The organism is Streptomyces sp. NPDC059371 (genome assembly GCF_042751995.1).
In the GTDB taxonomy this organism is placed as follows: Bacteria; Actinomycetota; Actinomycetes; order Streptomycetales; family Streptomycetaceae; genus Streptomyces.
Genome location: NZ_JBHYXD010000068.1, coordinates 35324 through 49308 on the forward strand (window position 1 = coordinate 35324; position 13985 = coordinate 49308).

General features: G+C 73.9%; 10 protein-coding genes. 5 read left to right on the forward strand and 5 right to left on the reverse strand.

The features are described 5' to 3' along the window. Window positions 1-257 precede the first annotated feature (257 nt). Entirely contained in the window at window positions 258-3254 is a 2997-nt protein-coding gene (locus ACFXGX_RS29875) for a beta-galactosidase (protein ID WP_384796965.1), read from the forward strand. On the opposite strand, the gene ACFXGX_RS29880 is transcribed toward ACFXGX_RS29875, so the two are convergent. The 3 genes from ACFXGX_RS29880 to ACFXGX_RS29890 all read right to left on the reverse strand — a co-directional run bounded on the left by ACFXGX_RS29880 (window position 3251) and on the right by ACFXGX_RS29890 (window position 6718). Beyond that, window positions 3251-4753 (reverse strand): alpha-N-arabinofuranosidase, encoded by a 1503-nt coding sequence (locus ACFXGX_RS29880; protein ID WP_384796968.1) that lies wholly within the window; start codon window positions 4751-4753, stop codon window positions 3251-3253. The genes ACFXGX_RS29875 and ACFXGX_RS29880 overlap by 4 nt on opposite strands. 271 nt (window positions 4754-5024) lie before the next feature. Beyond that, on the reverse strand, window positions 5025-5948 hold the full coding sequence (locus tag ACFXGX_RS29885) for an SMP-30/gluconolactonase/LRE family protein (protein ID WP_384796971.1): 924 nt from the start codon (window positions 5946-5948) through the stop codon (window positions 5025-5027). Beyond that, window positions 5945-6718, reverse strand: coding sequence for an IclR family transcriptional regulator (locus ACFXGX_RS29890; RefSeq protein WP_384796973.1), 774 nt, complete (start codon window positions 6716-6718; stop codon window positions 5945-5947). The genes ACFXGX_RS29885 and ACFXGX_RS29890 overlap by 4 nt, the downstream gene beginning before the upstream one ends. Window positions 6719-6829: 111 nt before the next feature. On the opposite strand from ACFXGX_RS29890, the gene ACFXGX_RS29895 reads away from it, so the two are divergent. Further along, entirely contained in the window at window positions 6830-7459 is a 630-nt protein-coding gene (locus tag ACFXGX_RS29895; protein ID WP_384796976.1) for a hypothetical protein, read from the forward strand. Window positions 7460-7495: 36 nt separating this feature from the next. On the opposite strand, the gene ACFXGX_RS29900 is transcribed toward ACFXGX_RS29895, so the two are convergent. Next, window positions 7496-8383 (reverse strand): hypothetical protein, encoded by an 888-nt coding sequence (locus tag ACFXGX_RS29900; protein WP_384796979.1) that lies wholly within the window; start codon window positions 8381-8383, stop codon window positions 7496-7498. A gap of 236 nt (window positions 8384-8619) precedes the next feature. On the opposite strand from ACFXGX_RS29900, the gene ACFXGX_RS29905 reads away from it, so the two are divergent. Further along, window positions 8620-9717, forward strand: a complete 1098-nt coding sequence (locus ACFXGX_RS29905) for a MerR family transcriptional regulator (protein WP_384796996.1) — start codon at window positions 8620-8622, stop codon at window positions 9715-9717. Between the two features lie 148 nt (window positions 9718-9865). Here the strand turns inward: ACFXGX_RS29905 and ACFXGX_RS29910 are convergent, their stop codons facing one another. Beyond that, the gene (locus ACFXGX_RS29910) at window positions 9866-10510 is read right to left on the reverse strand and encodes a toxin-antitoxin system, toxin component (RefSeq protein ID WP_384796982.1); all 645 of its coding nucleotides are present in this window, start codon (window positions 10508-10510) and stop codon (window positions 9866-9868) included. Window positions 10511-10808: 298 nt separating this feature from the next. On the opposite strand from ACFXGX_RS29910, the gene ACFXGX_RS29915 reads away from it, so the two are divergent. Continuing rightward, entirely contained in the window at window positions 10809-12404 is a 1596-nt protein-coding gene (locus tag ACFXGX_RS29915; RefSeq protein ID WP_384796985.1) for an acyl-CoA synthetase, read from the forward strand. Next, window positions 12397-13782 carry a carboxyl transferase domain-containing protein gene (locus tag ACFXGX_RS29920; protein WP_384796988.1) on the forward strand — a complete coding sequence of 462 codons (1386 nt, stop codon included), beginning with the start codon at window positions 12397-12399 and terminating at the stop codon, window positions 13780-13782. The genes ACFXGX_RS29915 and ACFXGX_RS29920 overlap by 8 nt, the downstream gene beginning before the upstream one ends. Window positions 13783-13985 lie beyond the last annotated feature (203 nt).

Consider the following 13985-nt stretch of genomic DNA (forward strand, 5'->3'; position numbering starts at 1 on the left):
CGGCCCACCCCGCCACGCCGCCGCTCGGGGTCGCGACGAGCTCCCCCCCACCTCCCCCCCCCGGGCGGGGGGGGCGGCCCGCCCACCCGCGGCCCCCCCCCGGCCACGGCCATACCGGGTAATCCCCCCGCGCCGGGATCGTCATACGACCATCAAATGACCTGCTCGTGTGGACAATGGCCGCACCTTCCGCCGGTTCCCGGAGCCCACCGGGCGGCGGGGGGGGACCCCCGTCGCCGTCCCCCGGGAGAACCCGCATGGTGTTGAGCAGACGTACCTTCAGCGCACTCGCCGGTACCGCCGCCCTCGGCCTCTCGCTGAGCGGCAGCGGGAGCGACGAGGCGTGCGCGGCCGGAAGGGCGCCCCTCGCACCCACAGGACCCGCACCCGCGCAGCCCACGGCCGACGGCCGCAGACACACGGTCGGCTTCGACCGCTACTCGATGCTGATCGACGGCAGGCGTCTGGTGTTCTGGTCGGGCGAGTTCCACCCCTTCCGGCTGCCCAGCCCCTCCCTGTGGCGGGACGTCCTGCAGAAGATGCGGGCCCACGGCTACAACGCGGTCAGCGTCTACGTCGCCTGGAACTACCACTCCCCCGCACCCGGGGAGCACGACTTCACCGGGGTCCGCGACCTCGACCTCTTCCTGCGCACCGCCGCCGAGACCGGGCTGTACGTCATCCTGCGCCCCGGCCCATACATCAACGCCGAGGTCGACGCGGGCGGCTTCCCCGGCTGGCTGACGGCCACCCCCGGCGTCGCCCGCACCTCCGACCCCACCTATCTCCAGCACGTCGACGCCTGGCTGACCGCCGTCGACCGCATCGCCGCCCGCCACCTCCACACCGACGGCGGCGGCACGATCGTCCTCTACCAGCTCGAGAACGAGTACGACAACCATGTGACCGAGCCCGCGGGCCGCGACTACATGGCGCACCTGTACGCCAAGGTGCGGGCCGACGGCATCGACGTCCCCCTCTTCCACAACGACAAGGGCAGGAACGGCCACTGGGCCCCCGGCACCTTCGACACCGGCGGCGAGCGCGGGCGTTACCTGTACGGCTTCGACGGCTATCCCTCCCCCTTCAAGACACCGCCGGACTGGGGGTACTTCGGCCCCGGCGGCATGAAGGGCGGCTCGACCGCCAGCCCGGACACCCCCGGGTTCATCCCGGAGTTCGGCGGCGGCTGGTTCGACCCGTGGGGCGGCGCCGAGTTCGACGGCCGCGGATACGCCGAGTCCCGCCGGACCCGCGACGCGGCCTACGAGCGGCGCTTCTACCTCACCAACCTCGCCAACGGCATCACGCTCCACAACGTCTACATGACCTTCGGCGGCACCTCCTGGGGCTGGCTGCCCGCGCCGATCGTCTACACGTCGTACGACTACGGGGCCGCCATCGACGAGGCGCGGCAGCCGACCGGCAAGCTCGTCCCGATGCACCAGATCGGCCGGCTGCTGCAGTCGGTGCCCGATCTGGCCAAGCTCGACCGCGCCGAACCGCTCCCCGGCGACGACATGGGGGCGGGCCCCGGCATCAAGGCGTACCACCTGGTCAATCCGGACACCAAGGCGCGCTTCCACGTGCTGCGCAACGACTCCGCCTCCGACGCCGTCGCGACCGTGGCGCTCGCCGGAGCGAGTGTCGAGGTGCCGGTGCCCGGCCTCGACGCGCGGCTGCTCGCCGCCGGGATCGCCCTGGGGCGCCGGAAGCTGAGCTGGTCCACCGCCCAGCCGATGCTGTGGCTGGCCGCGGGACGGCAGGACATCGCCGTGTTCACAGGCCGGACGGGCGAGTCGACGCGCACCTGTCTGGAGGCGACGAGCGAGCCGAAGGTCACCGTGCTCGACGGGGACGCCGGGTACGGCTACGAGGACGGGGTCCTGCGCGTCGACGCCGTCCTCGACGGCATCACCCGGGTCCGGGTGGAGGGCGGCGGGGTCACGGCTCCCCTCCTGCTGCTGTTCGCCGACGACGAGAGCTCCCGCCTGCTGTGGCGCCACGACACCCCGTCGGGTCCGGTGCTGGTGCGCGGCCCGGCACTGCTGCGCACGGCCGTCCTGCGCGGTACGACCGTACGTCTCACCGGCGACACGGCGGGGCCGGCGGACCTGGAGGTGTGGGGGCCGCGCGGGATGACCGAACTCGTCTGGAACGAGCGCGCGTTGACGGCCCACGCCACCTCCTCCGGGAGTCTGCGGGCCGAGCGGCCGCTGGCCGGACCGGGCCGGGTGCGGCTGCCCGCGCTCACCGGCTGGCGCCGGGCCGAGGAGAACCCCGAGGCGGCTCCCGATCACGACGACACGGCGTGGCGGCCGGCGGACCGGACGACCTCGTACAGCGTCACGCCGGTACCCGCCGGGCAGCCCGTGCTGTTCGCCGACGACTACGGCTTTCACTACGGAGACGTCTGGTACCGGGGGCACTTCGCGGACGCGGGCGACGCGGACTCCGTCTCCCTGGCCTATGTCGCCGGTACCCAGGGGCTGTTGATGGCCTGGCTGGACGGCGAACCGCTCGGCACGCACCGGATGCCGGTGCCGGACAAGACGACCGTGCGCAAGGGCACCTGGGCGGCCACCGCCACCTTCCCCGTCCGGCCGCGGGAGCGGCGTTCCCATGTGCTGTCCGTCCTGGTCCGGCGGATGCAGCACGACGAGGACGGCAGGGCCGACGACACGCACAAGGCGGCCCGGGGCCTGACGGCCGTCACCTTCGCCGGGGCCTCCCCGGCGGTCAGCTGGCGCCTCCAGGGCGAGGGGGCCCCCGACCCGGTGCGCGGACCGCTCAACACCGGAGGTCTGCACGGGGAACGCCACGGCTGGCATCTGCCGGGTTTCGCGGACGGCGGCTGGGGGACCGTCGACTTCCCGCGCGCCGAGCCGCGCCAGGGCGTCACCTGGTACCGCACCGGCTTCCGGCTCGGTGTGGACAGCGGGGTGGACGCGTCGATCGGGCTCACCCTCACGGACGATCCGGCCCGCGCCTATCGTGTCCAGATCTTCCTGAACGGCTGGAACATGGGCCAGTACATCAACGACGTGGGCCCACAGCACACGTTCGTCCTCCCCAACGGGGTGCTGCGCACCCGGGGGCACAACACACTGGCCCTCGCGGTGCTGTCCGACGGGACCACGCCCGCGGGGCCCGGCCGGGTGGAACTGACGCTGCTGGGCAGCACGGCCGGAGGAGTACCGGTGACACCGGTCGCCTCCCCCGGCCCCGGGAGCGCGCAGGGAAGGGAGCCCTAGGCGAGCCTGATCACGTTCCAGGACAGCGGCTCCAGGACGGCGCTGAGCGTGCCGTCCCGGAGCGTGGTCCCCTCGACCGGGTGGGGGGTGACCCGCTCCTGGTCGTGCCGGCTGTTGACGGCGTCCGGGTCGGCGTCGGCGAGCGCGCTGTGCTCGACGACCGTCGTCACCCCCGTCCGCCGGAGGGCGACTTCGAGCGGCAGCGGCTCGGTCCGGCTGCGGTTGACGGCGAAGACGGTGACCGAGCCGTCCTCGGCGCGTACCGCGGTGGCGTGCAGCAGGTCCACCTCGCCGTACTTGCGGGTCTCGTACGTCGGTGAGTCCACCCGGACGTCGAGGACCTGCCCGCGCCCGTGGGCGGAGGCCTGCGCGAACGGGTGGAACGTCGTCTGCCGCCAGGCCGGGCCGCCCGGTTCGGTCATGATCGGCGCGATGACGTTGACGAGCTGGGCGAGGCAGGCGACGGCCACCCGGTCCGCGTGCCGCAGCAGCGCGATGAGCAGCGAGCCGAGGACGACCGCGTCCGTGACGGTGTAGACGTCCTCCAGCAGGCGCGGGGCCTCCTGCCAGTCCTGGACCGGGTGCGGGTCGGGCCGGCTCTGGTACCAGACGTTCCACTCGTCGAAGGACAGGCTGATCTTCTTCTTGGACTTCAGCCGGGCGCCCACGTGGTCGCAGGTCGCGATCACGTTCTCGATGAACGACTCGGTGTCGACGGCGGAGGCGAGGAACGAGTCCCGGTCGCCGTCGGTCTCCTCGTAGTAGGCGTGCAGGGAGATGTGGTCGACGAGTTCGTACGTCTCGGCGAGGACCGTCGCCTCCCACGCGGCGAAGGTGGACATGCCCTGGCCGGACGAGCCGCAGGCGACGAGTTCGAGGCCGGGCTCGATCTGCCGCATCGCGCGGGCCGTCTCGGCGGCGAGCCGGCCGTATTCCGCCGCGCTCTTGTGGCCGGTCTGCCAGGGGCCGTCCATCTCGTTGCCGAGGCACCACAGCCGGATGCCGAAGGGGTCCTTGTCGCCGTGCGCGATCCGCTGTTCGGAACGGGCGGTCCCCGAGGGGTGGTTGGCGTACTCCAGGAGTGCCAGGGCCTCGGCGACCCCGCGGGTGCCGAGGTTGACGGCCATCATCGGCTCGGCGCGCGGGCCGATCTTCCGCACGAAGCCGATGAACTCGCTGAGCCCGAAGCGGTTGGTCTCGGTGGACCGCCAGGCGAGGTCCAGCCGGCGGGGCCGCTCCTCGGCGGGGCCCACCGAGTCCTCCCAGTCGTAGCCGGAGACGAAGTTGCCGCCGGGGTAGCGGACGACGGTGACACCGAGCTCGCGGACGAGCTCCAGCACGTCGGTGCGCAGACCGTCGGCGTCGGCCGCCGGATGGCCGGGTTCGAAGACGCCGGTGTAGACGCAGCGGCCGAGGTGCTCGACGAAGGAACCGAAGAGACGGGGGTCGACCTCGCCGATGGTGAAGGCGGGATCGAGGGCGAAGCGGGCGGTGCGCATGGTGTCCTTTCGCGGTACCTGGGGACGGGATGCACTTCCCTCGCCGTTCGACACGCCGTTCGACATGTCGGATGCCGATCGCGAGGGCGAACGGGACCGTAGACAGGAAGCGCTTACCCGTCAAGGGTTCGCGTGAAAGGGGTTCGCGTGAAAGGGGTTCGCGTGAAAGGGGTTCGCGTGAAAGGCGGTGGCCGCGACGTGCGTCGGGGGCCGAAAGGCTCGCGTCCCCGCCCGGTGACCGTCGACCGGGCGGGGGCGCGCGGGCGTTCGGCTATCCGGCGAAATCCGGCTGCGGCAGACCCCTGCCCGCGCCGGGGACGACGAGCAGGGAGCCGGACATCGGGTGCGGCGCCGTGAGGCCCGTACGCGCGGTGGTGATGTACAGGTCGGTGAGGTCGGCGCCGCCGAACGCGCAGGCGGTGGGGCGCCGGACGGGCAGTTCGAGCACCCGGTCCAGCGTGCCGTCCGGTGTGTAGCGGCGGACCGCCCCACCGTCCCAGAGGGCCACCCAGACGCAGCCCTCCGCGTCCACCGTCAGACCGTCGGGGAATCCGTCCTCCACGGTGACGAACGGACGCCTGCCGACGGGCAGTCGATCGTCCCCGACGTCGAACACGTCGAACACGTCGACGCGGCGGGTCGGCGAGTCGATGTAGTAGACACGGCTGCCGTCAGGGCTCCAGCCCGTGCCGTTGCTGACGCTCACGTCGTCGAGGATCGGGCGGACCGTGCCGTCGGGGGCGATCCGCGACAGCGTGCCCCCGCCGGGCGCCTCGTCGTAGCGCATGGTGCCGCACCACAGGGAGCCGTCGGGCGCGACGGCGGCGTCGTTGGCGCGCCGGCCGGGCACGGGCTCCCGGTGCAGCCAGCGGAACGAGCCGCCGGCCGGTGCGGTCCCGGCTCCCGCCGGCTCCGAGGCTCCCTCCGGCCCGGCACCGGAATCTCCGGACCCCGCAGGACCGTAAAGACCCACGCCGTCACGGAGGTTGACGACCAGGCCACCGCCCGCGCGGGGCTTGGCCGCGCCCACGTGCTGCTCGGTGGCCAGCACCGTGCGGCGGCCGGAGACGGGGTCGTAGGTGTGGATCCGGGAGCCGAGGATGTCCACCCAGATGAGCCGCCCCGCCCTGGTGTCCCAGGTCGGGCCCTCGCCGAGCGCCGCGTGCGCCTGCACCGCGACCTCGACGGCGGTCACCGCACGTTCCGGTGGCCGAGCCGCTCGGACAGCTCCTCGGCACCCTTGACCGCGAGCTGCTCCAGTTCCGCGCGGCGCTCGTCGCTCCAGCGGATCATCGGCACGGAGATGGAGAGCGCGGCGACGACGTGTCCCGCCCGGTCCCGCACGGGGGCGGCGACACAGCTCACGTCCGGGTTGGACTCACGGCTCTCGACGGCGATCCCGCGCCGGCGGATCTCGGTGAGGGCCTCGCGCAGGGCGCCCGGCTCGGTGATGCTGTTCGGGGTCATCGCCACGAGGTCGGCGTCGTCCGGGACGCGTGAGGTGAGCTCCGGCTCGGAGAGGGAGGCGAGGAGCATCTTGCCGACGGAGGTGCAGTGCGCGGGAAGGCGGCGCCCGGCGGCCGAGACCATGCGCACGGCGTGCGTGGAGTCGACCTTCGCGATGTAGATGACATCGGTGCCTTCGAGGATCGCGACGTGTACGGTCTCGTCGCAGGTCTCGGCGACGGAACGGGCGACCTGCTGGCCCTCGGCCGCGAGGTCGAGCTGCTCGGCGTAGCGGCTGCCGAGCTGGTACGGGCGCACGCCGAGCCGGTAGCGTCCCGGCTGGCCGGGCACCTGCACGATGTACGACCGGGCGGCGAGCGTGGTCACCAGCTCGTGCACGGTGGTGCGCGGAAGCTGGAGCTTGCGCACGATGTCGGGGGCGGAGAGCGTCCCGTCCCCGTCGAGAAAGAGCTCCAGTATGTCCAGAGCCCGGGTCACGGCAGGTACGAGGCGTCCCACAGCCGGCCCCCTCCCTTTTGTTCGAAATTTCAACAGACGATCGGGATGACGAACACAGGCTAGTCATTCGCCCCGGGGCGGGCAATGGTTTGCGGGGCCGGGTGCGCGACCATGGAGCCCATGCCGGCCAGACGCCCCGCCACGCCCTTCACCCCGCTCGACTTCCAGCTCGTCCTGCTGCGCCGCATGGCCGACCACAACCCCGGCCCGGTCGAGGACGCCCGTCACGAGCTGGGCGTGTCCGTCGCCGACATGCGCGAGGCCAACCGGCGCTGGCAGGCGATGCTGCGCACCCCGCGGGCCCGCTCCGCCGCCACGCGCTACCGCTCGGTCCTCGGCGCCCCCGAGTCGGTGTCCGAGCGCCAGATCGGCGATCTGACCTGCGAGGCCCTGCGGTGGCCTGTGCCGTTGTGGCCCGGTCTGCGCTTCGAGGTCCTGCTCGCCCCGAACGGCGTCGCCTGGAACGAATGGCTGGTACGGGCCCCGGGCGCCCCCGCCCCGGCGCTGGAGACCCTGGAGGATCTGACCCCCTGGTGCTGCACGGTCGACGAGGTGGCCCGCGCCTTCGCCCCCGTCCGGCCCCTGGAGGGCACGGCCCCGACCCGGTGGGGTCTGGCGTTCACGGCGCCCGACGCCTCGGGCGTGCCGTACGCGTGCGCGGCGGAGTTCACCTGGGGGCTGCTGCAACGGGTGGGGATCAAGGGGCCCGTACCGGATCAACCCGAGGCTCCCGGCCGGTAGCGGCTTCTGGGATCCCGGCCGGCAGTGCGTGGAGTCTCAGGGGGCGGCGGCCTCGATGATCCGGTCCACGACGACGGGCAGCGACCCGGGGTGCAGCCACAGGAAGAGGTTCGGCTCGACGAGTTCCAGCTCCATCAGCCGGGGCTCGCCGTCCTCGCCGTCGACGAGGTCGACACGGGCGTAGAGCACCCGGTCCCCGCCTCCCGGAATGGCGGCCAACGCCTTTTCGGCGACGGCCACTTCGGCCGCGGTCGGCTCCCAGACCTCCAGGCGCGGGTGGGGCGTCTTGTCCGCGTCGTAGGGGGTCCCCGGCTCCAGCACTGCTCCCTTGCGACTGGCGTGCAGCAGCCGTCCGCCGAAGAACTGGAGCGCCCGCTCGCCCCGCACGTCGATGCCGGTCACGTAGGGCTGGACCATGGCGGTCAGCCCTTCGGCGTGCATCCGGGCGAGCTGCGCGAGGGCCGTCTCCCGCTCCTTCGGCGTGTACCGGGCGGCGTAACGCGCCCCCGCCCCCGCCGTTGGCTTCACGACGAACTCGTGCCCGCCCGGCAGGTCGACCGGGTCCCCGGGCGCGAGATACCGGGTCGGCACCACCGGCACCCCCGCGTCCGCCAGGTCACCGAGGTACCGCTTGTCCGTGTTCCATCGCACGACCGGCGCCGGATTCATCAGCCGGGTGAGCCCCGCGCACCGCTCGGCCCACCCCACGAACTCGGCCACGCGCCGGCTGTAGTCCCAGGTCGACCGGATCAGCGCCAGGTCGAACCCCGCCCAGTCGATCGCGGCATCGTCCCAGTGCACGATCTCCGCCACCGCCCCGGCGTCCTCCAGGGCTCCCCTCAGCACGGGCAGGTCCCGGTCCGCGCCGGGCTCCTCGCCCGGGTCGTAGGTGACGAGCGCGATACGGGCCACAACGGACTCCATCCTCGTACGACACCGGCACGGCACCGGCGCACGGCCCCGGACGCACCCCATCGGTACGCCGTCCCGGGCCCCGCCGCAGGCTAACAACCTCCCGTGCTCCCGGTCCGGGCCACACTTGACCTTCACCAAGGGGCAGGGCCCAGCATCGGTGACGGAACGAGGAACCGGACCCGGATCCGAGCCGCGTACGGCCCGGTTCGGCTCGGGCACGGGAGCGATGGGGTGGACGCGTGGACATGCTGACGATCGGGGCTTTCGCGAAGGCCTCCCGGCTGTCGCCCAAGGCACTGCGGCTCTACGACGAACTGGAACTGCTGCGCCCCGCCCGGGTGGACCCCGGGACCGGGTACCGCTACTACGCGGCCGAACAGCTCGGCCAGGCCCGGCTGGTGGCGTGGCTGCGGCGGCTCGGCATGCCGCTCGCCAGGATCCGGCGGGTGTGCGCCCTGCAACCGGGGCCGGCCGCGCGGGAGATCGGCGCGTACTGGGCCGGGGTCGAGGCCGAGACGGCCGCCCGCCGGGATCTGGCCGCGTTCCTCGTGGACCAACTGTCACCGTCCCCAGGGAAGGAAACCACCATGCTGGAACTCCGTTGCTCCGCTCTCACCGACACCGGTCTGGTCCGCGAGGCGAACCAGGACAGCGTCCACGCGGGCGCCCGCGTCCTCGCGGTCGCCGACGGCTGCGGGCCGGGCGGCGCACCCGCGAGCACGGCGGCCGTACGGGCCCTGACGTTCCTGGACGACGAGCCGCTGTCGGCCGGTGGCGTGCTCAACCTGCTGGAGGACGCCGTCGAGGGCGCGGCGCAGGCGGTGGCGGACCTGGTGCCCCGGCACGCCACGGCGGGGGCGCCTGACGGCGGCGGCACCGGCAGCACGCTCACGGCCCTGGTGTGGACCGGCTCCCGGCTCGCGCTCGTCCACATCGGGGACTCCCGGGCCTATGTGCTCCGCGACGGCGGGCTGTTCCGGATCACCCACGACCACACGGTGGTCCAGTCGATGATCGACGAGGGCCGCCTCACCCCGGAGGAGGCGGCCACGCATCCGCAGCGCGCCCTGCTGCTCAGGGCGCTGGGCAGCGCCGCGTCCGTACCGGATCTGCGGCTTCAGGACGTCCGGCCGGGCGACCGTTATCTGCTGTGCTCGGACGGCCTGTCCACCGTCGTGCCGGACGAGGGGATCGAGCGGCTTCTGGCGTCGGCGCCCGATCCCGACACGGCCGTCCGGGCCCTGGTCGGAGCGGCGAACGACGCGGGCGGGCCGGACAACATCAGCTGCGTGGTCGCGGATGTGGTCGAGGCGGCCCGTCCGGCCGGACTCCGGTTCGGATAGGACCCGTCCGGGCGGACTTCGATTCGGTCCGTGTCCGTCCGGGCGGGCTCCGGTGCGGTCCGTGTCCGTCCGGGCGGGTTCCGGTGCGGTCCGGGTCTGTTCGGGCGGGTTCCGGTGCGGTCCGGGTCTGTTCGGGCGGGTCTGCGGGTCAGTCCTGGGGCCTGCGGTAGCCGAGGGAGGCCTCGATGGCGCGGCTCACCGGGTCGACGGGGGCGTGGTCGGCGGGGCCGGTCACCCAGGAGCGGAAGACGCTCGCCAGTTGCAGGCCGAAGGCCTCGGCCTGCGCCTCGTCAGCCTGACGCGAACCGTCCCGGGCGGCGACGGCACGCGCGACCTCCTGCCGGAACGGCGTCGCCCGCGGTCCGGGTTCGTGCCAGCGGGAACGGTCCGAGACGGCAGCGCGCGCCACGGCCGTCGCCCCGTCCACGTGGTGGTCGCGGTGGCCTTCCCTCATGTGCCACAACTCGTGCCCGAGGATGACGAGTTGCTGCACCGTCTCGGCGCGCTCCTCGACGACGACGAGGTCGAAGTCGCTGAACTCCATCCACAGACCGGTGACTTCGATCTCGTCGGGGAAGCGCTCGAAGCGGAGCTGGACCGGACGGCCGCCCCGGCGCCGGCTCATCTCCTCGCAGAGGGCCCGCGCCAGCTCCCGCATGTCGACGGGCGTATCGATCCTTCTCCGCAGTACCCGGCCGAGTTCCACCGCCAGCGCCCGCATCTCGGAGCGGGCTCCGCGCGGACGCAACGCCGCCACGAACCTTCCGACGGAGCCGGCGGGCTTCGTCGTCATCGCTCCGCCTCCTCACCGTCCGGCAGGACCTCGGGAAGGTGCGGCGGGGACTCACTCACCAAAGGTCTCCCGGCAGTTGACTCGTCAAGTTGTGACGCGAGCCCGACACTACGTGTCCGGGTCCGTCCACGCCACGGTTCCCCGGCGATCGTTCCCCGTTTCGCGGCGATCCTTACGGAGCCTGCGCTCCCCCTCCACGTCCTCGGCGCGATCGCGCGGCCGACCGCCCGGTCCGGGATTCCGATCGTGTAGGAAGAGCGTGTCCCTCCCGGTGAAGTCCTCTCGGCAAGGAGTCCTCGTGTTCTCCCTCTTCCCGGCCCTGGTGGGCGGCTCGGTCGCGGACCGCTCCGCGCTGCGCTTCGGCGATCGGTCCCTGACGTACGCGGAACTGGCCGCCTCGGCGCAGGCACTGGCCGCGCGGCTCGACGGCGCCGGGAGGGTCGCCGTCTGGGCCACGCCGGCCCTGGAGACGGCCGTGGGTGTCGTCGCCGCGCTGCTCGCCGGGGTGCCGGCCGTGCCGCTGAACCCGAGGTCGGGGGAGACGGAACTCGGCCACATCCTGGGCGACAGCAGGCCGTCCCTGGTGCTCGCGGCCCCGGACGACCGGCTGCCCGCGCCGCTCGGGGCGCTGGAGCGCGTGGACGTGGAGGTGAACGCCGAGGCGTCGGCGACCCGAGCGGAGTCGGAGGCGGGCGCGGGGGCCGGGGCAGGCGCCGGGGCCGGGGGCGGGGCAGGCGCCGGGGGCGGGGGCGTCGCGGGCGCGAGGGCCACCGGCTCCGGCTCCGGCTCCGGCGCGGTCACCGACCCCGCCGCCCCCGCCCTGATCGTCTACACCTCCGGCACCACCGGCCCGCCCAAGGGCGCGGTCATCCCGCGCCGGGCGATCGCCGCCACCCTGGACGCCCTGGCCGACGCCTGGCAGTGGACCGGCGACGACGTGCTGGTGCACGGCCTGCCGCTGTTCCATGTGCACGGGCTGATCATCGGCATCCTGGGCCCGCTGCGGCGCGGCGGGTCCGTGCGGCACCTGGGCCGGTTCAGCGCGGAGGGCGTGGCGAGGGAGCTGGGCGCCGGGGCGACCATGCTGTTCGGGGTGCCGACGATGTACCACCGGCTCGCCGAGGCGCTCGGCGAGGACCCCGGGCTCGCCAAGGCGCTGGGCGGGGCGCGGCTGCTGGTGTCGGGCTCGGCGGCGCTGCCCCTCCACGACCACGAGCGGATCAGAGCCGCGACCGGGCGGGGGGTCGTCGAGCGGTACGGCATGACGGAGACCCTGATGAACACGAGCGTCCGGGCCGACGGGGAGGTCCGCCCCGGCACGGTGGGCGTGCCGCTGCCCGGCGTCGGTCTGCGGCTCGTCGAGGAGGACGGGACGGCGATCGCCTGGTACGAGGCCGACGGCACACCGGCCGGGGCGTACGACGGCGAGAGTGTGGGCGAGATCCAGGTGCGCGGGCCGAACCTCTTCACCGAGTACCTGAACCGGCCCGACGCCACCGCCGCCGCGTACACCGCCGACGGCTGGTTCCGCACCGGCGACATGGCGGTTCTCGACCCCGACGGGTCGGTCCGTATCGTCGGCCGCAAGGCCACCGACCTGATCAAGAGCGGCGGTTACAAGATCGGCGCGGGCGAGATCGAGAACGCGCTCCTCGAACACCCCGGGGTGCGCGAGGCCGCCGTCGCCGGGGAGCCGGACGCCGACCTCGGTGAGCGCGTCGCGGCCTGGATCGTCCCCCTCGACCCCCAGGAGCCGCCGTCCGCGGACGAGTTGGCCGACCATGTGGCCCGGCGGCTCGCCCCGCACAAACGGCCGCGCACCGTGCGCTTCCTGGAGGAGCTGCCCCGCAACGACATGGGCAAGATCCTGAAGCGGGAGCTGCCGCGTGACTGAACGGATCTCGGCCCGCGAGGCCATCGCCCTGGTCACCGACAGCTTCGCCGAACTCCACTCTCCCGAAGGTGAGTTCCCGCCCGACGGCCCGCTCTCCTGGAAGGGGTACGGCGACGCGCGGGCGCGCGCGGCGGCCCGTACCGGCGAGGAGGAGTCCGTCGTCTGCGGTACCGCGACGTTCGGGACGGCGAGCTTCGGCACCACGATCGACGGCAGGGATCCGCTCGGTCCGGTCACCGCCGTCCTCGTCGCCTTCGAGTTCGGCTTCCTCGGCGGTTCCCTCGGCGAACGCACCGGGGACCGTCTGGAGGCGGCCTACGACTACGCCCGTACGCACCGGCTGCCGGTCGTCTCGCTCGTCGCCACGGGCGGCAGCCGGATGCAGGAGGGCATGCTCGCGCTGACCCAGCTCCAGCGGGTGGCACGGCAGTCGGCACTCGTCAGGGATGCGGGGCTCGCGCAGGTCGCGGTGCTGCGGGACCCGACGACGGGAGGGGGCTGGGCCACGCTCGGCGCGGGCGCCGATGTGACCCTGGCACTGCCGGGCGCCCAGGTCGCCTTCGCGGGCTCCCGGGTCCGCCCGCCCGACGCGGACCCGGCCGCGTACACCGCCGAGGCGCAGGTCGCGGCGGGCTCGGTCGACGCCCTCGTACCGACGGACGGGCTGCGGGAGGCGCTCGCCCTGTGGCTGGACCTGCTCACCCGGCCCGCCGTCGGGGCGGCGCCCGTCCCGGCCGCGCTGGGCGAAGCGACCGACCCGCCCGCGACGGGCTGGGAGGCGGTGCGGCGCGCCCGGTCCGCCGAACGTCCGCGCGCCGAGGCCTACTTGGACGCATATTTCACCCGCCGGGCGGCGATCGGCGGCGACCGTTGCGGCGGCACCGACGACGGTGTGCTGTGCGGCTTCGGCCGCGCGCACGACGGGCGGACCGTCGCGTACGCCGCCCAGCGCGGGACCCCGACCCGTCCCGCCGGATACCGCACGGCGGCCCGGCTGGTGCGGATGGCGGGACGGCTCGGCATCCCGGTCCTGACGCTGGTGGACACCCCGGGCGCCGCGAACGACGCGCTCGCCGAGCGGCAGGGGGCCGGTTCGGCGATCGCGGACCTGTTCGCGGCGGTCGCCACGGCCCGGACGCCCGTCACCACGCTGGTGATCGGAGAGGGCGGCTCGGGCGGTGCGCTGGCTCTGGCCGCTCCCGGCAACACCTGGGCCACGCCGGACAGTTACTTCTCCGTCATCGCGCCGGAGTCGGCGGCCGCGATCCTCAAGCGGCCCGCCGACGAGGTCCGGGCGACGGCCGCCCAGCTCCGGGTACGGCCGCAGGACCTGCTGAACCTGGGAGTGATCCGGGGCATCTCGCCGCACCGCCCCTGAGGGCGAACGGACGGCGGCCGCCGGCTCCTCACTCCCGGGAGGACCCGACGGCCGCCTGCTCACACGGGCGCCACGACGGTGGCCGCCCGCTCTCCGGGCCGCCATCGCGGTGGCGGCCCGGAGGGTACCGACCGGGCGGCGGCCTCCCGCCCCCGGCGGCCCCCCACCCCCCCTCCGCACACCGGTCACCCACCGCCCGGATG

Excerpts from the sequence above, each read along its gene's own strand:
- ACFXGX_RS29875 (WP_384796965.1), top strand. The coding sequence starts at position 258 with ATGGTGTTGAGCAGACGTACCTTCAGCGCACTCGCCGGTACCGCCGCC.
- ACFXGX_RS29880 (WP_384796968.1), bottom strand. The coding sequence starts at position 4,753 with ATGCGCACCGCCCGCTTCGCCCTCGATCCCGCCTTCACCATCGGCGAG.
- ACFXGX_RS29895 (WP_384796976.1), top strand. The coding sequence starts at position 6,830 with ATGGAGCCCATGCCGGCCAGACGCCCCGCCACGCCCTTCACCCCGCTC.
- ACFXGX_RS29900 (WP_384796979.1), bottom strand. The coding sequence starts at position 8,383 with ATGGAGTCCGTTGTGGCCCGTATCGCGCTCGTCACCTACGACCCGGGC.
- ACFXGX_RS29905 (WP_384796996.1), top strand. The coding sequence starts at position 8,620 with ATGCTGACGATCGGGGCTTTCGCGAAGGCCTCCCGGCTGTCGCCCAAG.
- ACFXGX_RS29910 (WP_384796982.1), bottom strand. The coding sequence starts at position 10,510 with ATGACGACGAAGCCCGCCGGCTCCGTCGGAAGGTTCGTGGCGGCGTTG.